This window comes from Candidatus Planktophila sp., assembly GCA_030681675.1.
Taxonomy (GTDB): Bacteria; Actinomycetota; Actinomycetes; order Nanopelagicales; family Nanopelagicaceae; genus Planktophila.
Window position 1 is genome coordinate 115,178 of the sequence record JAUXRP010000017.1, and the last position, 20,878, is coordinate 136,055.

Genomic DNA, 20,878 nt, shown 5'->3' on the forward strand with positions numbered 1-20,878 from the left:
CGCTTTTTCCTTTCGTTGGTGGCCAAAGGCTACTTCAGAGGAGGCGTTACTGACCAGTGGATTAAGGTTAGGGCTATGAACTTTAAAGAGGCCCACGTCATCACCACTCTGGCTGAAATCTTCCGAGGCGATCACACTGCAGTTCTTGTTGGTATTGGAGATGACGCAGCGGTCGTTAAAACTTCACCTCTCTCAGTTATAACTACCGATATGGCTGTGGAAGGTACACATTTTAATCTCGAATGGTCGGGTGCATTTGATATTGGACGAAAGGTAACGGCGGCAAACTTAGCTGATATTTATGCGATGGGGGCTACTCCGCAGTACTTGGTAGTAGCGCTGACTTTGACTGGCTCCGAAACGATGGAATGGATAAGTGATTTAGCCCATGGAATAGCCCATGAAGCTAAGAGTTGTGGAGTGGTAGTCGTCGGCGGAGATTTAACGCGAGGTGTGATTAAAGTTATTTCAATGACGGCAATTGGTGAAGTCGAAAAGCCTATTACTCGCGGTGGCGCTCAACTTGGAGATTCAATCTATGTAACATCACTTCCCGGTTGGTCTGCTGCCGGTCTTGCAGTAATTCAAAAAGATGGAATCGATGACCTTGAAGCCTATGCAATTGAAGAGTTCTGCGCACCGAACGTTGATTATTGGGCGGCAAGCGCGATGGCACACTCAGGTGCCAGCGCGATGTGTGATGTTAGTGACTCTCTCATTACCCAGGCTGAGCAAATGGCACTGGCCTCTGGGCTTGGATTTAACTTTTTCAAGGAGGCCTTCATTGCAAATTCCGAATTTACTGCGCTCAATGAGTTAGCTAAGAAAGAGGGAATTGATGTGTGGCAATGGATATTTGCTGGGGGAGAGGATCATGTTTTTCTTGTAACGGGCCTGAATTTGCCTGGCCTGCGCGTTGGAGAAGTTGTTGCAGGCAGCGGTGTTACAGGTTTGGAAATGAAAAAAGCGCCAGATACCTGGCGCCATTTCAATTGAGAAAATTTATTAACGCGTAACTTTTCCAGCTTTAAGGCATGAGGTACACACATTTTGGCGCTTAGGTGTTGAGCCGACCATTGTGCGCACACGCTGAATATTTGGATTCCAGCGACGACGTGTTTTTACCTCTGAGTGGGAAACGTTATTGCCAAAACTTGGTCCTTTGCTACAAATATCGCATGTTGCTGCCACAGTGGTACCCCTTTTTAGATCTAGTTTTGAGTGCAGAGTCCATTACAGACAGGGCGAAAGGGTATCGTGAGGGGGCGGGAGTACGCCAATCCGCAGATATTGAAGGGCTGGCTCTCAGTAAAAAGGCCTGTATTTACGCGTAAAAAAACCTTCGTGAGTGCTGCCACAGCAAAATTAAGTGAGAAATTCTTTGACATCACACAAGATTGGAACCGAGCCGGTTGAGCGGTTCAGACCTAGGGGAAAACGTTTCATGGAAGCTTTAGATCTAGCGCGGTGGCAGTTTGCCATCACTACCGTATACCACTTTCTATTCGTTCCAATCACAATTGGAATGTCATTTCTAGTCGCAGGATTGCATACAGCCTGGTATCGCACCGGCAAATTGCAGTACCTCCGAGCAACTAAGTTTTTTGGAAAACTGTTTTTGATTAACTTCGCAATTGGAGTAGTCACCGGTATCGTTCAAGAGTTTCAATTTGGAATGAACTGGTCTTCTTATAGCCGATTTGTAGGAGATATTTTCGGGGCTCCTCTTGCTATAGAAGGTCTTCTTGCCTTTTTCCTTGAGAGTACATTCCTGGGGCTTTGGATTTTTGGATGGGACCGACTTCCAAAGAAGTTGCATCTTGCCTCCATCTGGTTAGCAGCAACTGGAACATTGTTATCTGCCTACTTTATTCTGGCCGCTAATGCATGGATGCAGCATCCTGTTGGTTATGTTTTCAATCCAGAAAAGAATCGCGCTGAGTTAACGGATATCGTTGAAGTTCTTACTCAGAAAACTGCACTCGCAACTTTCTTCCATACTATTCCGGCGGCAGCCCTTACTGGTGGTGCATTTATCGTAGGAATTTCGGCGTATTTAATTATTAAGGGTAAAGATCTAACGATGTCGCGCTCAACATTTAAACTTGGCGCGATCACTATGCTCATTAGCTTTGTTTTCGTAAGCGTCTCAGGTGATTTGACTTCTCGTATCATGACTGAACAACAGCCAATGAAGATGGCCGCCGCTGAAGCGCTCTACACGACTCAAGCGTCAGCGCCTTTCTCTCTGCTTACAATCGGCACGCTCGATGGATCTAAATCTGTATTCCAGATTGGTGTTCCATCATTGCTTTCATTTCTATCTACAGGTGACTTCAGCGGGGTAGTAGAGGGAGTCAATGATTTAGAAGTGAAGTACGACAAGCAGTTTGGAGAGGGCAATTACACGCCCAATATTCCTCTGGCATATTGGTCATTTAGATTAATGATCGGTTTTGGCGCCATAGGTGCATTTTTCGCACTCCTAGCACTCTGGCAGATGCGAAGGGGTGGTACGCCTAGGGGTAAATGGTTTGCTCCAGCGATGTTCTCACTTCCATTTTTGCCATTACTTGCAAACTCATTTGGCTGGATCTTTACCGAAACTGCTCGTCAACCTTGGGCCGTTTTTGGTCTCATTAAAACTTCCGATGGCGTAAGTACGGTCGTATCTGCCGGGGCGGTTCTCTTCACAATGATTGCCTTCACACTTTTGTATGGTGTATTGGCATTTATCGAGGTCGGTCTTATTGTGCGCGTAATTAAAATAGGTCCAGTAGAAGAGCTTGATTACGCCAATCCACAGATAGGTGGCTCTGCCGACAAACCCCTAGTTATGTCTTACTAAGAAAGGAGCATGAACATGACATTTCAAACGGTGTGGTTCCTACTCATTGCAGTTCTATGGGTCGGGTATTTTATTCTTGAGGGCTTTGATTTCGGTGTTGGAATGCTTCATCGCTTTGTATCTCGTAACGAGGCAGATCGACGTGCAGTTCTGACAACGCTCGGACCGGTCTGGGATGGCAATGAGGTATGGCTACTAGTTGCAGGAGGCGCAACATTTGCAGCTTTTCCTGAATGGTATGCGACTCTCTTTAGTGGTTTCTACTTTCCGCTCTTCTTGATTCTCGTCTCACTCATTGTTCGTGGTGTTGCTTTTGAGTATCGCTCAAAGTACGGCAAAGCACAGTGGAGACAACGATGGGATATCGCAATCATGGTTAGTAGCGCAATTCCAGCCCTTCTCTGGGGTGTTGCATTCGCCAATATAGTTAAGGGAGTTCCAATAGAAAAAGCTTCCAATGGATCCCTTGAATATGTTGGCGGTTTCTTTAACTTACTCAACCCCTTCGCACTTCTTGGCGGAGTTGTCACTCTTACCGTTTTCTTAACTCATGGCGCAGTCTTCCTTTCATTGAAGACCACTGGTGAGATTCGAGAGCGCTCACGTGCCATTGCCAAAATCACTGGGTTACTTGCCGCAGTTTCGTGTGTTGGCTTCTTGACTTGGACCAATCTCTTGTTCCCTGAGATTAACTCACGAGTTCTGATTCTTTCAGTGCTTGTAGCTCTCCTTTGGGTCGCAGGAATGGCGGCAAACTTTGTTGGTCGCGAGGGCTGGGCATTTATATTCAACTCAGTTGCTATTGCAACCTTTGTTTCGACCCTCTTTTATGCACTATATCCACGCGTGATGCCCTCATCATTGGGAGCACAATTTGATCTCACCATCACGAATGCATCAAGCACGGATTACACCTTAAAGGTAATGACCTATGTCGCCGTTGTTATGACACCGATTGTCCTTATCTACCAGGGCTGGACTTACTGGGTATTTCGTAAGCGCGTGAGCGCCGCGCAAATCTCTAACCCAGAACATGGCGTTCTTGATGTAGTAAGCCATATCCTGCATAAGTGAAATCAGGTGATCTGCGGCTACTGCTTTCTCGGAGTGGTAGCCGCAGGCTTTTCTTTGTCTCAATCGCGGCTGCCATAATTTGGTCGACGGTTATTGTTTTAAGCGCCCTTGTTTTATCCTCGATTATCGTTGGTATCATTAAAAAATCCGAGGGCATTTCAACTCTTCTCATTTATTTGTCATGCATTTGGTTTTTTAGAGCGCTCTTTCAAGCCCGCTTTGAATTTTGGTGCAGTCTCCAAGCCGTACGTATTAAGCAAGAGATCCGAAGTGAGATCACATCGAGTCTTGGTGCATTTTCAAATCTTTCGAGCTCAACTTTAAGCACGCTTCTTATCAAGGGTCTTAACTCCCTGGATATGTATCTTGGTCGATTTCTACCTCAACTCTTTTTCGCCTCAATCACTCCTGCAGTTGTGATAGTTACGCTCTTAATTCTTGACCCCCTCTCAGGTCTGATAGCGATCCTGACTCTGCCTTTAATCCCTCTCTTTGGCGCTCTCATAGGCCGTTATACGGCAGATTCAGTTGCCAAAAAATGGCAGACCCTAGGCTCGTTGTCTCAATACTTCGAAGACTCACTACGTGGCTTTGTGACATTAAAGATTTTTTCTCGTCTTAAGAGCCAGCCGCAGAGAATTGAAGAGATGGGGGATGAATATACGGATGAAACCATGAAAGTTCTACGAATCTCATTTCTATCTGCCCTAGCCCTCGAACTCTGCGCAACAATCTCAGTAGCCCTTATTGCCGTTTCTATTGGATTGCGTTTAGTTGATGGCACGATTGGATTTACTTCATCTTTGGCAGTTCTAATTTTGGCACCGGAAGTCTATTTTCCACTTCGCAATGCGGCCTCACTTTTTCACGCTTCAGCCGATGGCAGTGAGGCATTTGCCCAACTCACACATATTCAATCGCAGCGCACTGTTTCGGTAATAGAAAAACCACATGATTTTTCTCGAGTTTCTACGCTTGAATGGAGCGACTGGTCACTCAACATTCCTGGACGAATCGATACCTCGATACGTGGTGAGGTTCTACATTCTGGGGATATATTTTTTATTGTTGGTGAATCTGGAATAGGTAAGAGCACCTTTGCCTTGAATCTCCTAGGTGTTAGTAACCAGGCGAATTTGATGGCCGATGGAGTCGAAGTTACAGCCGAGCGGCGAAAATCCTGGTTCAAAAGTATTGGCTGGATTCCACAGAATCCTCAGCTTGCACATGGGGACGTTGGCCATCAATTCACAATCGTTGATGAGGGGTTAAGTAGTGATGAAATCACCCAGATTCTTGGACGCTGTGGATTAGCGCTAAGCGATTTACCAGAAGGTTTAGCTACTGCAATTGGTGCTTCGGGTGAAGTTGGAAGTGCGGCATCGGGAGGACAAATACGAAAGATTGCTCTAGCGCGGGCAATCGCCGCCAAACCTCGTGTATTAATCGCCGATGAGCCAACGGCCGATTTAGATCAGGCAAGTGGCGAATCAGTAATGAAAGCGTTACGAGATTATGCAAGTGGTGGTGCAATCGTGATCTGCATTACACATGATCGAGGCGTGCTCAGAGACGGAGATTTAGTTGCTACTTTTTCCAAGGCGCTCATCCGATGATGTTTATCGCATACTTACTTGGCGCATTTGCATTCATTGGCGGAATCGGCCTTACCATATCGAGTGCATGGTTAATCACGATGGCATCCATGCAGCCACCGATATTGACATTAAGCGTGGCGATTGTCTTAGTCCGTTTCTTCGGAATCTTTCGATCGGCTGCACGATATAGCGAGCGATTAGTAAGTCATAAGGCGGTCTTTAGTCGATTAACTGCTTTGCGTGTCGGAATTTATAAGAAGCTGAGCCAGAGTTCGATTGTCGTGGCACACGTTTTTAATAGCGGCACTGCCGTTAAAAGTATTGTCGATGATGTAGAGCGCGCGCAGGAGTATCAACTTAGGATAAAACTGCCACAATCATCGGCCGTTATTTCACTGGCATTTGGAGCTCTGTTAGCTTTTTGGGTCCGCCCTGAAAGTATTGTATTTACACTGCCATCTTGCGCACTTCTATTGGCGCTTTTCCCAGAGTTGATTAAACGAGGAAGCGAACCACTCGCCCGAAGTATCGAGAAGGGTGAAAATGCATATACCCAACTTCTCGAAGGCTCGATCCAAGGTGTCACTGAGGCGGCAATTTATGGATACTTAGATGAAAATGTTAAACGCACAAACGAGGTAGAGATAGAGATTAAAGTGATGGAAGAGCAGCTGCTAGGGCAGAGTTGGAGATTCTCAGCGCTTACCAATTCGCTTATTGCATTGTGTGTTGTTGGCTTTCCGTGGCTGGCAATGACACTTACTCAATCGCAGGAAGTGCCAGATGTTCAGGTAACGATGCTTATCTTTATTCCACTAGTTATTTTTGAAGCGATCACAGCGTGGTACCCCAATCTCTTTAATGCCGGAAAACTTCTCATGTCACAACACTCCGTAGATACTTTGATGAGTTTTCCAAGTGATGAAAAGAGTGGAGCAGAATTAGACTCTGCTATCACACAAATCTCTGCAAAGAATATTACAGTTGCGTGGGATCAAGACTTTATGAATCCAACTTCGTTTGAAGTTAACAAAGGCGAACTATTAGTTATTCGTGGTCGAAGCGGGAGTGGAAAATCGACACTCGTAATGGGTTTACTCGGGCTCTTGCCTTACAAAGGCGAGTTAACTTTCGATGGGCAAGACGTGAAAAATTTTAGTGATTTGGGTGGCCGGGTAGTTGGGACGGTTCAGCGCTCACATATCTTTAATACATCGTTGCGAGAGAATTTAATGATTGCTAACCAAAGCGCAACTGACGAAGAGTTAATTAATGTGCTAACTCTTCTTGAGTTAGATCAACTCCTTAATGAACTCCCACAGGGACTTAATACGGTAATTGGAGATTTTGGACGCACTATCTCTGGAGGTGAGGCCAAGCGCTTATCAGTTGCGAGAGTCTTACTTGCTCAAGCCGACGTATATATCTTTGATGAACCCACCGAGCATCTCGATGAGGAGCTAGCACTACGCATTGAAAAAGGAATTACCGAGCACCTTGCAGGCAAGATAGCAATTGTTATCACCCACAGTGGGTGGCCAAGCAGCGATAAAACACTGGTAATGGCGCGTAAAGAGATGCAAAAGGCTTGCTAGACGCGAGAGAATGCACATGTGGGCAATCTCGATAACAATCTATCAAGCGTAGTAGGAGATCGCACTGCAAAAGTATTGGCTGATGCATTTGGAATAAAGAGCGTTGGCGATCTCATGCGCCATTATCCACGTCGATACATGGTTCGCGGAGAGCTCTCCGATATTGCCGAGCTGCATGAAGGTGATGAGGTAACAATTCTCGCGCAAGTGCATAGCTCAGTTAACCGTCCGATTCGCGGACGGAAGGGGAGTATTTTGGAGGTGATCGTCACTGATGGTCGCGAAAAACTAGCGCTCACATTCTTTAATCAAGCCTGGCGTGAGAGAGAGTTAAAGGTTGGCAGGCAAGGTCTATTTGCAGGAAAAGTTGGAGTTTTCAATAAGCGAAAGCAGTTGGCTCATCCTGATTATCAGATGATCGCCGATGGTGCCAATGTTGATAACGCTGTTGAAAGTTTTGCAGGAAAATATTTGCCGGTCTATCCAGCAACCGCAAAAATGCCGTCATGGAAGATTTCACAGTGTGTAGACATGGCAATTGCATCTTTGGATGAGGTGGAAGATTACTTGCCCGAAGAAATTAGAAAAGCGCACAATTATCCAACCCTGCAACAGGCCCTTGTTCAACTTCATACACCAGTGGATTTAGATCACGCCGATGCAGCGCGGGCGCGCTTGACATTTGATGAGGCTTTTGTGCTTCAACTTATGTTGGTAATGCGTCGCAATGAGTTAAAGAAGCTCAACACAATTTCGCGTAAAGCAACCAAGGGTGGGCTTCTGGAAGCCTTTGATGCCGAGCTGCCCTTTGGCCTTACTGCAGGTCAACGTGCCGTAATAAAAGAGATTGAAGATGATTTATCACAATCGCATCCCATGCACCGACTTTTACAGGGAGAAGTTGGTTCTGGTAAGACCGTAGTTGCACTCCGCGCAATGTTGGCTGTTGTTGATAGCGGGGGGCAGTCGGCATTACTTGCGCCAACTGAAGTTTTGGCGGCACAACACCTGCGCACCTTCGAAAAACTCTTAGGAGGACTAGCACTTGGTGGAACGTTAGGAAGTGCCGACAAAGCAACACGAATTACTCTCATCACTGGTTCGCAAAACACTCCAGCACGCAAGGAGGCGATTTCACTGGCTGCAACAGGTGCGGCAGGAATTATTATCGGAACCCACGCTCTTCTTGGAGAGAAAATTGAGTTTGCCGATTTAGGTCTAATCGTTGTCGATGAGCAACATAGATTCGGTGTTGAACAGCGTGATGCGTTAAAAGTAAAGGCGCAGAAGCCGCCGCATTTATTAGTTATGACTGCGACGCCGATTCCTCGCACCGTTGCAATGACCGTATTTGGTGACCTAGATATCTCAACTTTGCGCGAACTGCCTCTTGGACGTCAGCCCATTACAACGTATGTGATTCCGGCTGCGGAAAAACCGGCCTTTCTTGAGCGAGCGTGGGAGCGAATCTGCGAAGAAGTAGCAAATGGCCATCAAGCGTACGTAGTAGCACCACGCATTGAGGCTGGTAATGATGAGAGCGCAGATATTGATTTTCTCTTCGGGCAGGAATCCATTGATATCGCTTCAGTTACCGAGCTCGCACCGCGCCTTGCGAATGGGGCGTTAAAAGCTGTGAGAGTAGCCGAGCTACATGGTCGTCAGAGCAGCGAAGTTAAAGATGCAACGATGCGGGCATTTGCTGCAGGTGAGATAGATGTCCTAGTTTCAACGACCGTCATTGAAGTGGGAGTCGATGTTGCCAATGCCACGGTCATGGTAATTATGGATGCCGATCGCTTTGGCATTTCGCAGTTACATCAATTGCGTGGTCGTGTGGGACGCGGCACGTCACCTGGTTTATGCTTGTTAGTAACAAATACCTCCAGTGAATCTGCAGCACGAGTACGACTCGATGCCGTGGCTGCGACCCTTGATGGCTTTGAATTATCGCGCATAGATTTAGAGCAGCGTCGAGAAGGTGACGTGCTCGGTGCCAGTCAATCAGGTACTCAGTCGCACTTAAGATTACTTCGAGTACTTCGCGATGAGGAGTTAATTGAAAGCGCACGCGCCGACGCAGTTGGCATAATTGCTGCTTCTGCGGATTTATCTGGTTATCCTGGACTGAAGGCAGAAGTAGCGCTGGTGGCAAAGAATGCCGCTACAGATTATTTAGATAAGGGTTGAACATTGAGAATCATCGCTGGTGTTGCAAAGGGTCGAACATTGGGATCAGTTGCTGGATCAACTCGCCCAACATCTGACCGTGCACGCGAAGCGCTTTTTTCATCCTTGGCATCTGAGTTTGGAGATTTTCTTGGTCTTCACATATTGGATTTATTTGGCGGATCAGGTGCGATTGCTCTCGAAGCTCTTTCACGTGGTGCGTCAACTGTGCATGTTGTTGAGCGCGAGTTTGATGCGCAAAAAACTATTCAAAATAATTATGAACTAGTTCAGAGGAATAAACCAGCTGGAGATTTTCACCTCTATTCAATGTCGGCTCAGCGCTTTGTGAGTGAAGGTGCCAAAGTAAAATATCACTTCGTCTATATAGACCCACCATTTGATTTCGACGATAGTGAAGTAGCAGATATAGTTAGCAAATTGCACATTGAGGGTTTCCTCAAGAGCGATGCAATGGTTGCAGTAGAGCGCACCACGAGAGGATCAAAATTTAGCTGGCCTGTCGGTTTTACTCCGCTCAGGCAGAGGAAGTATGGCGCAGCGACGATTTACTACGGTAATTACGCGCCTTAAGAATGGATAACTGCGCCATCTCTTGCTAGCGTTTGAACCATGAAGCGTGCAGTGTGCCCTGGATCCTTTGACCCTATTACATATGGGCACCTAGATATTATCAAACGCGCGAGCATGCATTTTGACCAAGTTGTAGTTGCGGTTCTAGAAAATCGAACTAAGTCAAGTCTTTTTACGGTTGCTGAGCGCATTGACATGATCCGTGAAACGGTTTCAGATCTACCCAATGTGATCGTTGATTCATGGAGTGGTTTATTGGTGGACTACTGCAAAAGTAAATCGATAACTACTATCGTAAAAGGACTTCGAGCAGTTACTGACTTTGATTACGAACTTCAAATGGCGCAATTAAATCTCCAAGCCTCCGGCGTTGAGACGATGCTTATGGCCACAGCACCAGCGTATTCATTCCTATCATCTTCAATCGTAAAAGAGTTGGCACATTACGGAGGAGATGTATCAATGATGATCCCTCCAAATGTCAATGATGCGATTAAACTTCGAGTAGACAGGAAATAGTCGATGGATTCAATAGAGAAATTAGCTTCTGCAATCACTTTGGTAGAAGAGGCACGTGGAGTTCCGCTCTCTGCGAGTTGCGTTATTCACCGTGGAGAAATGCTTGAACTTCTCGATGAGGCTCGTGCTGCACTTCCCAAGGATTTTGAGTCGGCTCAGAGGGTAATTTCGATGCGTGATTCAATCATAGAAGAGGGTCGTTTGAGCGCAGAGGCGATGATCTCTATGGCACGTGAGGACGTTGCGCGTATGGTTGAACAGACGTCCATTGTTCAAATAGCACGCGATGAAGCACGCAAAATTCTTGTTGATGCACGAGAACAAGGGATACAGGAAAAAGCAGAAGTCGAGGAATTTATTGATGGCCGCCTTGCAACACTTGAAGTAATCTTAAATAAGACGCAAGATGCCGTATCTCGTGGGCGAGAGCGCTTAGCTGGCGCTGGCGATAAAGATGCACTCTCACAACTCTCAGACGCTGATTAATTTTGGTGAGAAAATTACCTGAGGTTTATAAGCTAAATACCTATGAGCTTCCTCGCAGAGCAGGCGAGATGAAAGAGTATGAACTCGATATCGAAATTCCAGAAAGAGTTGGAGTAGAACTTATTGCGGTTCCGGCCGGCGATGTGATTGAAGTGGATGCACGTCTTGAATCAGTTACAGAGGGTGTATTACTCAGCGCGCAAATTTTTGCTACGGCTAAAGGTGAGTGCGGGCGGTGTTTAGATCCGGTCGAGATTATTATTGAAAAACGAATCCAGGAGCTCTATCTCTATGAAAAAAAGCTTGAGCGTAAGAAATACCTAGCAACTGAAGATGAACTAGAGATTGAGGATGAACTGGTAATGGAGGGTGATGTCATTGATCTGGAGAGCCCTATCCGCGATCTCATTGTGCTTGCTTTGCCAAGTACGCCCTTGTGTAGTGACGATTGTGAGGGCCTGTGCCCAGAATGCGGGGGTAAATGGTCGGAACTGCCTGCAACCCACGCTCATGAGCAGCTGGACGCTAGATGGGCAGGGTTGGCAGCCCTGTCCTTAGATGAGCCCGATTTCAAGAATTAGAGTTTTTAAGGGATACTTACGCCTTGCAACCACCGTTGCGCAGGAAGAAGAGGTTTGAAAAGTGCCAGTACCAAAGCGGAAGACTTCGCGTTCTAAGACGCGCTCACGCCGAAGCCAGTGGAAGACAACTGCGGCATCACTAGCAGCCTGCCCACAATGCCAAGCCCCAAAGCTTCAGCACACGGCCTGCCCAACATGCGGCACATATAACCGTCGCCAGGTATTAGAGGTCTGATCTGAGCCAGTTGCTCAATGAGGTGTTGGGGGTTGTCATTGAACCCTCACTGCTCGAGTTAGCTTTTACTCATCGTTCATTTGCATATGAGTCGGCAAGTAAAGATACCAATGAGCGCTTAGAGTTTTTAGGTGATTCAGTTTTAGGTTTAATCGTAACTGAAGAACTCTACAAACGTTTTCCAGAGTTTGATGAAAGTCGACTCTCTCCACTGCGATCAGGAGTGGTAAATATGCGCGCTCTGGCAGATATCGCCCGTGAATTAGATTTAGGAAAATATATTCGTCTTGGCAAAGGCGAAGAGGTAACGGGTGGGCGGGATAAGAATTCACTTCTTGCCGATGCTCTCGAGGCGGTTATTGGTGCTATTTATCTCCAGTTTGGCTTTGAGATCTGCACACAGATTGTTCGTAGATTAATTTCTCCAACTTTAGATTTAGCTGTTTCTCGTGGAGCAGGGTTAGATGGCAAAACCGCACTGCAAGAGTTGGTGGCTGCACTTAACCGGGGCGTACCTGAGTATGTCGTGAGCGAAGATGGACCGGACCACGATAAGAATTTCACCGCGGTTGCCATGGTTGAAGGCGCTAGTGTTGGCGAAGGAGTTGGTAAGAGCAAACGTGAAGCCGAACAGATTGCTGCTCGCATTGCCTATGAAGCATTAAGAAACGAGCCTGTCTAGTCGAAATTGCGTTAAAAACGCTGCATTTACGCGATAGGTTTACCGCGTGTATTTGAAGAGCATCACCCTCAAGGGATTTAAGTCCTTTGCTTCGGCTACCACTTTGCGGTTAGAACCGGGAATCACATGCGTTGTAGGCCCTAATGGTTCAGGTAAAAGTAACGTTGTTGATGCACTTACGTGGGTAATGGGAGAGCAAGGTGCAAAATCTCTGCGTGGTGGAAAGATGGAGGATGTCATCTTTGCTGGCACAAGCGGAAGAGCACCCCTTGGTAGAGCAGAAGTATCTCTCACAATAGATAACACTGATGGTGCACTTCCAATCGAGTTCATTGAGGTAACTATCTCGCGCATACTTTTCCGGAATGGACATAGCGAGTATCAAATAAATGGTGAGGCTACACGATTGCTCGATATTCAAGAGTTATTGAGTGATTCAGGCATTGGCAGAGAGATGCACGTAGTCGTTGGCCAGGGTCAACTTGATGCAATTTTGATGGCAACACCTGATGAGCGACGCGGATTTATTGAAGAGGCGGCAGGTGTTCTAAAGCACCGCAAACGTAAAGAAAAAGCGCTACGCAAATTGGATTCTATGCAGGCAAACCTCGCCCGTGTTCAAGATTTGACCGTCGAACTTCGTCGTCAACTTAGACCACTCGGGAAACAGGCAGAGGTAGCAAAGAAAGCAGCAACGATCCAGGCCGACTTGCGCGATGCAAAGCTACGTCTTTTAGCTGATGATTTCATCTCTCTCTCTAAAACATTGGATGCTGAAGTTGCCGATGAGACAGCGTTGCGAGAGAAGCGCGCTGAAGTCGAAAGCGAAGTTGAAACCATTCGCTCTCGCGAAAACGCCCTTGATATTCAGTCCGCAATTGAGGGGCCACAACTTGTTCAAGCCCAAGAAACCTATTACCAATTAAACTCTCTACGCGAAAAATTTCGCGGAACGCAATCACTTGCGCAGGAACGTTCACGATTCCTCAATGAAGAGGCAGAGGAGGCGCGCGCATCTGGGCGCGATCCAGATGCGATTGACAAAGATGCTGCGATGTTACGAAACGAAGAACGCGAATTACGCGAAAGTGTGAGCGAATTCCAAAAAGCACTGGCTGAAGCAACTTTGGAATTAGGACGTAGTGAGCAAGCGTTGAAATTGGACGAGAATAAAATCGCAGCGGCAATGCGTGCAATCGCAGATGCGCGTGAAGGTACAGCCCGACAAGAGGGTCATATCAAATCCCTTCAGGCGCGATTAGAAGCTATTTCTGAAGAGATTGCACGTCTGACCCGCTCGCGAAATGAAGCGCAGGAGCGCGTTAATGCGGCGCAACGTGAATACTCAATATATGAACTTGAAATTGGTAATGCCGATTCTGGCGAAAAGGGCTTAGATTCACAGTTTGAAAACACCAATGCTGCTCTAAGTTCGGCTAAAGCAAAATTACATGAGCTGATAGAGGCAGAGCGTCTAGCAGATCGTGAACGAAATGCGATTGAATCTAAAATTGAAGCGATGAAGTTAACTTCTCAAAATCGTGATGGGGCATCAGCACTTCTTGGTGATTCACATGGTGTTCATATTCTAGGTTCGATTGCTAGCCTTATTGAAATTGACTCAGGCTGGGAGTCTGCTACTGCCGCCGCTCTTGGCACACTCGCCGATGCGCTCGTTGTTAAAGACTTAGCCTCAGCGGTAACCGCTTTAACGACTTTGCGCAGCGAAAATCTAGGCCAGGCCGATGTTTTGGTATATGAAGAAGGCTCACACAGTGATTCGCGGATTCCTCCAGGCTTAGTTTCTCTGGCATCACATGTGCGCTCTCAGTCGATTGGCACACTCATCGACTCTCTACTAGCAAATATTGTTGTTGCCGAGAGCGCCCGTTCAGCTGAAGTCATCCTTGGCGCTAATCCAGATGTCACCGTGGTTACGCGCGATGGCGATGTTATTACCCGATTGCGAGCAAGGGGGGGATCTAAATCTTCTTCCTCACTAATCGAAATTAATGCTCTGATTTCAGCGTTAGAAGTCACATGTATTGAGATCACTCATACCTGCGATCGTTTAAAGTTTGAAATTTCCGCTCAGAATTCTGAAATTGCCACGCGCCAAAGCGAATATGACCTTGCCTTGTCACGACTCAATGAATCTGATGCTCGGATTAACTCACTTACAGAGCAACTTGCAGTCTCTGGCCAAAACATGAAATCGGCACTGGCTGAAGTTGAGCGACTCAATGAATCTATCAACGAGGCCGGCCTAGCTAAATCGCGCGATGAAGGCGAGCTAGCCATTGCTCAGAATCAGCTTGCGCAGCAGGGCGTTGTCGCCGAACCTGACCACACTTTGACCGAGGATTTGCGCAATGCAGTATCCATAGCGCGAACTCGGGAAGTTGAGGCCCGACTTGCAGTACGTACAACTGAAGAACGCGTTTCATCACTCTCTGCTCGTGCGCTGGCGTTAGAAGAATCGGCACGTAGCGAGCGGGAGGCATCAGAGCGCGCGCTCATTCGCCGCAGTGCTCGCGCCAGAGCGGCTGTGATTTCTGCAGCTATTGCTGAGTCGGCTTACGAGGTACTCATTCATATTGAGCGATCACTATCTAAGGCGGCAGTTGAACGGGCTCGATTAGAGGAATCACGTGTTCTCCGAGAGGGAGAAACTCTCTCAGTACGAACTCGAGCACGTGAACTTGCTTCTGAACTTGAAGCTCTTACTTCCAGTGTTCATCGCGATGAGATTGCACGGGCCGAGCAACGAATGAGAATTGAGTCACTTGAAAATAGAACTGCTGAAGAGTTCGCTATCGATACTGAAGTTCTTGTTACCGAGTATGGTCCACACAATGATGTACCCACCTTCTTTGAAAACGAGGCGGGAGAGATCGTCACAACTGAGTTAATTCCCTATCGCCGCGAACAGCAGGAAAAACGCTTAGCATCGGCAGAGCGTTCTCTCAATTTGTTGGGGAAGATAAACCCTTTGGCTCTGGAAGAGTTTTCCTCTCTTGAGGAGCGCCTAAAGTTCTTAGCTGATCAATTGGAAGATTTGAAAAGCACTAAAAAGGATCTTCTTGACATCATTAAAGAGGTTGATGATCGCGTTCAGAGTATTTTCATAGAGGCTTTTGAAGACACAGCCCGTCACTTTGAAGATATCTTTGCACGGTTATTTCCTGGAGGAGATGGAAGGTTAATTTTAGTTGATCCGGATAATCCTCTGACAAGTGGAGTTGATGTCGAAGCGCGTCCACCAGGAAAGCGGATTAAACGACTTTCGCTTCTCTCCGGTGGAGAAAAATCACTGACAGCTGTAGCCATGCTTATTGCAATATTTAAAGCACGACCAAGCCCTTTTTATGTTCTCGATGAAGTTGAGGCGGCTTTGGATGACGTCAACCTTGGACGTTTACTGGGAGTTCTTGAAGAGTTACGTGCAAGCTCTCAGCTAATTATTATTACTCACCAAAAGCGCACTATGGAGATTGCTGACGCACTCTACGGTGTCACAATGCGTGGTGACGGTGTAACTGAAGTGATCTCGCAACGGTTGCGTGAATCTAACACTGTATAGAAACTTTTTAAATGGGTCTGTTTAGTAAGTTCATTGCCAAAGTCAAGGGAGAAAATTATTTTGCGCCTGCAGACTGGAAAGAGCTCGAGAGTGAGCTGTTAGCTTCAGATATTGGCCCCTCTCTCACACACAAACTTCTGGAAACTGCACGGAAAGTGAAGAGTGAGAATGCTCAAGAGGCGTTAATCGAAACTCTGACTGCACATTTGTGTACCAAATCTCGATTGCCCCTCATCAATCCAGAAGGTGCGACGGTAATCATGATAGTTGGAGTAAACGGAACAGGTAAAACCACTTCGGTGGCGAAATTGGCCGCGCATATTAAGAAATCCGGTTCCTCCGTGATTGTTGCAGCCGGAGATACTTTTCGCGCTGCTGCAGTTGAACAGTTGCAGACGTGGGGTGAACGCATAGGCGTAGAGGTTATTTCAGGTAAGACTAGCGGGGATCCAGCCTCCGTAGCCTTCGATGGAGTAAAAAAAGCTAAGCAGGAGGCGGTCGATTATTTAGTCATAGATACCGCAGGACGGTTGCACAACAAGAGTGATCTTATGGATGAGTTAGAGAAGGTAAAGAGGGTTGTTGAAAAAGTATCGCCGGTGAATGAAGTCTTATTAACAATCGATGCGACTACCGGCCAAAATGGATTGGCACAAGCAAGGGTTTTCTCGTCTGCGGTAGAGGTCACTGGAATAATTCTTACAAAGATAGATGGAAGCGCACGTGGCGGGATTGCTCTAGCCATTGAGAGTGAGCTTGATATACCTATTAAATGGATTGGAACCGGTGAGACTGAGAGCGATTTCGCTCCCTTTGACTCAGAGGCATACATACTGGGGCTACTTGCGTAACGTAGATGTAACACAAATGAGCTTTTTGCAACGCGCCTGAAACGTTTTCGAGCCTGTCTTGTAACTCATTGAAGGCATCTTTACTCCATCTCAAAGGCGAGAACTCTTGTATTTATTACTCGAAAGATGGCTCTTATGACCGAAACAGTTTTGAACTCTGGCGATACGGCTTGGATGTTAGCAAGCACGGCTCTCGTACTACTCATGACACCAGGACTCGCATTTTTTTATGGTGGAATGGTTCGAACGAAGAGTGTTCTAAATATGATGATGATGTCGTTTATAACAATCGGCATCGTAAGTATTTTGTGGGTTATCTACGGTTTTGAATTATCCTTTGGATATAAGGCGGATTCACCGTGGTATGGAAATATTTCTTTTTCTGGTCTGGGCGGAATGGTAAATGATTTCACCAATAACGGAGGAATCTATCCAATTCCAGTTCTAGTTTTTGCAGCTTTTCAATTAATGTTCGCAATTATTACGCCAGCGCTCATCTCTGGAGCGATTGCAGATCGGGCCAAGTTTGTTTCGTGGGCTGTTTTTGTCACAATCTGGACGACGATTGTTTACTTCCCAGTTGCTCACTGGGTCTTTGCATTTGGAAATAAGGTCGGCGATACGGTTACGGGAACCGGCTTTCTTGCAGGCAAAGGTCTTGAAGATTTTGCGGGTGGTACTGCGGTGCACGTCAATGCAGGAGCGGCCGCTCTAGCACTTGCGATAGTTTTAGGTAAGCGAGTTGGATGGCGCAAAGAGTCAATGCGGCCACATTCATTGCCACTTGTTCTATTGGGTTCGGGTCTCTTGTGGTTTGGGTGGTTTGGTTTCAATGCCGGTTCTGCCTTAGCTGCCAATGGAACTGCAGGACTTGCATTCATAAATACTCAGGTCGCAACTGCTGGTGCACTCATTGGCTGGTTGATAGTTGAAAAACTACGTAATGGACATGCGACATCGCTCGGAGCAGCCTCTGGTGCAATTGCAGGCTTGGTGGCAATTACCCCTGCCTGTGCATTTGTAGCTCCTTGGGCCGCAGTTGTAATCGGTTTATTTGCCGGTATTTTCTGTGCACTTGCAGTCGGACTTAAATATAAGTTCGGCTTTGATGATTCTCTAGATGTTGTCGGAGTTCACTTAGTTGGTGGGGTTTGGGGTTCTCTTGCTATAGGTCTGTTTGGCACAAGCGTTGTCAATAGCATTGGATTAGATGGACTCTTCTACGGAGGGGGTACTGCTCTTCTTGCAAAGCAGGCTCTCGGAGTTGGAATGGTTGCAGTATATTCATTTGTCGTAACTTTGATTCTTGGATTTGCAATTGAAAAGACAATTGGTTTCCGCATCAAGTCCGACAAAGAGGTAGAGGGCATAGATTTGAACGAACATGCAGAAACCGCCTATGAAATGTCTAGTTCATCACGAGGAGGATCGTTCTAATGAAACTTATAACTGCAATCTTAAAGCCATTTAAGTTAGAGGATGTCAAGAATGCACTTCAAGCACATGGTGTAACTGGAATGACCGTGTCAGAGGCCAGTGGTTTCGGACGTCAAAAAGGTCATACTGAGGTTTATCGAGGTGCTGAATACACCGTTGACCTAGTGCCCAAAGTTCGCCTTGAAGTTCTAACTGATGATGCCGATGCAGACTCAGTTGTTGATGTGATTGTCAAAGCTGCTTCAACAGGTTCAATTGGTGATGGAAAGGTTTGGACCACACCAGTAGATCAAGTTGTTCGTGTTCGCACGGGTGAACGCGGGTCGGAGGCAATCTAAGATAGAGCACATGGGTACGCGTGAGAGAAGAGAGCGGTCGAACGAGAGCGATCGCGCTCTTCACTCACTTTTTTACAGCTCTGCAAACGAATACTTAAAAGTTAATGGCGAGAAAGGAGTAGCGCTAGCGGCAGTTGGTGGTTATGGTCGTGGAGAGCTTGCACCTGGCTCGGATCTGGACATTCTGATACTTCATCAAGGGCAATTTTCACATGAAAAACTCGCTGCATTTGTTAATGCTCTCCTTTACCCACTGTGGGATAAGTTCTCTGTCGATCACTCGGTACGGACACAAAGCGAGACTGGCAAAGCATCTACAAGTGATCTAAGAGTGGCACTTGGCTTACTCGATATCCGATTGATTGCCGGCGATGCCAGCATGGTTGCCAGTGTCTTATATGAAAACCTAAAGACATGGCAGAGAAATTCGCGCGCACGGCTTCCAGAGTTAAAAACTTCTATGGCCATTCGTCACGAGCGCTCAGGGGAGTTGGCCTATCTTCTTGAACCAGATTTAAAAGAGGCACGCGGGGGATTACGCGATATCAGTGCTCTGCGTGCTATTGCATTATCTGGCAGCGTTCCTGTGCCGCTTGAACGCATCAGTTGGGCTGAATCAACACTCAATAACGTGCGCGAAACGTTGCACACAACTACTGGGCGCAACAAAGATCGACTGCTTTTTCAAGAGCAGGACAAAGTTGCCTCTGCACTTGGTTATATCGATGCCGATGCCATGATGAGCGAAGTCGCAAAAGCGGCACGGTTAGTTGATTATCTTCTTGAGTACACGTGGCATTTACTCGATCACAAAGGGCGAGATGGTCTAGGTCGTTATTTACGAAAACCTCGGACCGTTTCTGTGGCGAAAAACATTAGCGTCAGCAGTAATGAGATTGTCATCGACCCACTAATCTCATTTTCTAAAGATCGCGTTATCGGGCTACGTGCGGCGGCAACGGCTGCTCAGCTAGGTTTACCCATTGCACTGGAAACCTGTGCCCTGATTACCGAATCTCTGATAAATGGGAGCGGCACATTGCCGACTCCCTGGCCACGTGAGGCGAGAGAGAACCTTATTGCACTTATTGGCGCTGGCGAATCGATGGTTCGAATTTTTGAAAGCCTTGATCAAGAGGAGATAATTTTCTGGTGGATCCCTGAATGGCGCCCACTTCGATCTTTGGCTCAGCGAAATGCGCTGCATCATCACACTGTTGATCGACATATGGTTGAAACCGCTGTACAGGCCGCAAAGTTAACGAGAAAAGTACATAGACCGGATTTATTGCTTTTCGCAGCGCTCTTTCATGACATTGGTAAAGGAGAGATCGAAGATCACTCTGTTCGCGGAGAACGATTAATCGCTCCACTTGCTGCTCGAATAGGTTTCACATCAGCCGATGTCACTACACTTCAAATTTTAGTGAGGCACCACCTTTTACTCTCTGCAACTGCAACGCGTCGTGATTTAGATGATCCAGCAACAATCGCTTCAATTATTGAAGTTATTCCCGATTTGAACACCCTTGAACTCTTGCACGCTTTGAGCATCGCCGATGGGGAAGCGACAGGGAGTACAGGCTGGAGTGACTGGAAGGCATCTCTGGTGGGCGATCTAGTAAATCGAGTCAGACGCACAATGTCGGGATCTATGATTGCCGAGCAGCCGGCACTTACTCAAGAACAATTAGTGATGGCACAAACTGGCGTTTTAACGGTAAATCTTGCACCTCACGCAAGTGGATACTCCATTGAAATTGTTTCACCCGATAAACCCGGCCTTCTTTCTCTAGTTGCAGGAGTGCTCAATACTGCGCGCTTAGATGTTAAATCAGCGCGTACAAAGAGCCATGGACCATCGGCCGTAATGTACTGGATCGTTACGCCAGAGCCGCACGCTCCAGAGATGACGCAGGTAAAACTGCGAAATGAGATTGTGAAGGCATTTGAAGATTCAACTCTTGTGGAGGAAAAATTGATTGCTCGCGCCAAGGCCTACGCAACAATTCCGAGTATTCCTGTACCGCCTCCTGAAATTGTTTATTTCAACAACGCGGCAACCGATGCCACGGTTATTGAGGTAAGAAGCCATGACCGACCCGGACTCCTATTTAGAATTGGTTCGGCGATTACCCAATCTAGAGTCGATATTAATTCGGCAATAGTTACCACTTTAGGTGCTGAGGCGATCGATACCCTCTACGTCACTGAGCTAGGTGGGGGGGCTTTGAGCAGTGCGCGAGCTGAAGAGGTAACGGCGAAACTGCGCTTAGCCCTGAAGTAGG

General features: G+C 46.9%; 18 protein-coding genes. 17 read left to right on the forward strand and 1 reads right to left on the reverse strand.

Annotation, left to right across the window (positions count from 1 at the left end; translation table 11 throughout):
• Positions 1-75: 75 nt before the first annotated feature.
• Complete coding sequence (thiL, locus tag Q8K48_05575) at positions 76-996, forward strand: thiamine-phosphate kinase (GenBank protein MDP1851869.1); 921 nt, start codon at positions 76-78, stop codon at positions 994-996.
• 9 nt (positions 997-1,005) lie between these two features.
• On the opposite strand, the gene rpmB is transcribed toward thiL, so the two are convergent.
• The gene (gene rpmB / locus Q8K48_05580) at positions 1,006-1,191 is read right to left on the reverse strand and encodes a 50S ribosomal protein L28 (GenBank protein MDP1851870.1); all 186 of its coding nucleotides are present in this window, start codon (positions 1,189-1,191) and stop codon (positions 1,006-1,008) included.
• 253 nt (positions 1,192-1,444) lie between these two features.
• On the opposite strand from rpmB, the gene Q8K48_05585 reads away from it, so the two are divergent.
• The 16 genes from Q8K48_05585 to Q8K48_05660 all read left to right on the forward strand — a co-directional run bounded on the left by Q8K48_05585 (position 1,445) and on the right by Q8K48_05660 (position 20,877).
• Positions 1,445-2,848, forward strand: coding sequence for a cytochrome ubiquinol oxidase subunit I (locus tag Q8K48_05585; protein ID MDP1851871.1), 1,404 nt, complete (start codon positions 1,445-1,447; stop codon positions 2,846-2,848).
• A gap of 15 nt (positions 2,849-2,863) precedes the next feature.
• Complete coding sequence (cydB, locus tag Q8K48_05590; GenBank protein ID MDP1851872.1) at positions 2,864-3,922, forward strand: cytochrome d ubiquinol oxidase subunit II; 1,059 nt, start codon at positions 2,864-2,866, stop codon at positions 3,920-3,922.
• Positions 3,919-5,538: an ABC transporter transmembrane domain-containing protein gene (locus tag Q8K48_05595; protein MDP1851873.1), complete on the forward strand. Its 1,620-nt coding sequence runs from the start codon at positions 3,919-3,921 to the stop codon at positions 5,536-5,538. Before cydB ends, Q8K48_05595 begins: the two co-directional genes overlap by 4 nt.
• Positions 5,535-7,115 (forward strand): thiol reductant ABC exporter subunit CydC, encoded by a 1,581-nt coding sequence (gene cydC / locus Q8K48_05600; GenBank protein MDP1851874.1) that lies wholly within the window; start codon positions 5,535-5,537, stop codon positions 7,113-7,115. Before Q8K48_05595 ends, cydC begins: the two co-directional genes overlap by 4 nt.
• An 18-nt stretch (positions 7,116-7,133) precedes the next feature.
• Complete coding sequence (recG, locus tag Q8K48_05605) at positions 7,134-9,305, forward strand: ATP-dependent DNA helicase RecG (GenBank protein MDP1851875.1); 2,172 nt, start codon at positions 7,134-7,136, stop codon at positions 9,303-9,305.
• 3 nt (positions 9,306-9,308) lie between these two features.
• A complete protein-coding gene (rsmD, locus tag Q8K48_05610; GenBank protein ID MDP1851876.1) occupies positions 9,309-9,878 on the forward strand; it encodes a 16S rRNA (guanine(966)-N(2))-methyltransferase RsmD in 570 nt (189 codons plus the stop codon).
• Between the two features lie 39 nt (positions 9,879-9,917).
• On the forward strand, positions 9,918-10,397 hold the full coding sequence (gene coaD / locus Q8K48_05615; protein MDP1851877.1) for a pantetheine-phosphate adenylyltransferase: 480 nt from the start codon (positions 9,918-9,920) through the stop codon (positions 10,395-10,397).
• Positions 10,398-10,400: 3 nt separating this feature from the next.
• Positions 10,401-10,883: a hypothetical protein gene (locus Q8K48_05620; protein MDP1851878.1), complete on the forward strand. Its 483-nt coding sequence runs from the start codon at positions 10,401-10,403 to the stop codon at positions 10,881-10,883.
• 68 nt (positions 10,884-10,951) lie between these two features.
• On the forward strand, positions 10,952-11,464 hold the full coding sequence (locus tag Q8K48_05625) for a YceD family protein (protein MDP1851879.1): 513 nt from the start codon (positions 10,952-10,954) through the stop codon (positions 11,462-11,464).
• 61 nt (positions 11,465-11,525) lie between these two features.
• The gene (gene rpmF / locus Q8K48_05630; protein MDP1851880.1) at positions 11,526-11,699 is read left to right on the forward strand and encodes a 50S ribosomal protein L32; all 174 of its coding nucleotides are present in this window, start codon (positions 11,526-11,528) and stop codon (positions 11,697-11,699) included.
• Between the two features lie 10 nt (positions 11,700-11,709).
• Positions 11,710-12,381, forward strand: coding sequence for a ribonuclease III (gene rnc, locus Q8K48_05635; GenBank protein ID MDP1851881.1), 672 nt, complete (start codon positions 11,710-11,712; stop codon positions 12,379-12,381).
• Between the two features lie 46 nt (positions 12,382-12,427).
• Entirely contained in the window at positions 12,428-15,964 is a 3,537-nt protein-coding gene (gene smc / locus Q8K48_05640) for a chromosome segregation protein SMC (protein MDP1851882.1), read from the forward strand.
• 11 nt (positions 15,965-15,975) lie between these two features.
• Positions 15,976-16,815, forward strand: coding sequence for a signal recognition particle-docking protein FtsY (gene ftsY / locus Q8K48_05645; protein MDP1851883.1), 840 nt, complete (start codon positions 15,976-15,978; stop codon positions 16,813-16,815).
• A gap of 135 nt (positions 16,816-16,950) precedes the next feature.
• Positions 16,951-18,252 carry an ammonium transporter gene (locus tag Q8K48_05650; GenBank protein MDP1851884.1) on the forward strand — a complete coding sequence of 434 codons (1,302 nt, stop codon included), beginning with the start codon at positions 16,951-16,953 and terminating at the stop codon, positions 18,250-18,252.
• Complete coding sequence (locus tag Q8K48_05655) at positions 18,252-18,590, forward strand: P-II family nitrogen regulator (GenBank protein MDP1851885.1); 339 nt, start codon at positions 18,252-18,254, stop codon at positions 18,588-18,590. Before Q8K48_05650 ends, Q8K48_05655 begins: the two co-directional genes overlap by 1 nt.
• Positions 18,591-18,600: 10 nt before the next feature.
• Entirely contained in the window at positions 18,601-20,877 is a 2,277-nt protein-coding gene (locus Q8K48_05660; GenBank protein MDP1851886.1) for a [protein-PII] uridylyltransferase, read from the forward strand.
• The last annotated feature ends 1 nt before the right edge of the window (position 20,878 follow it).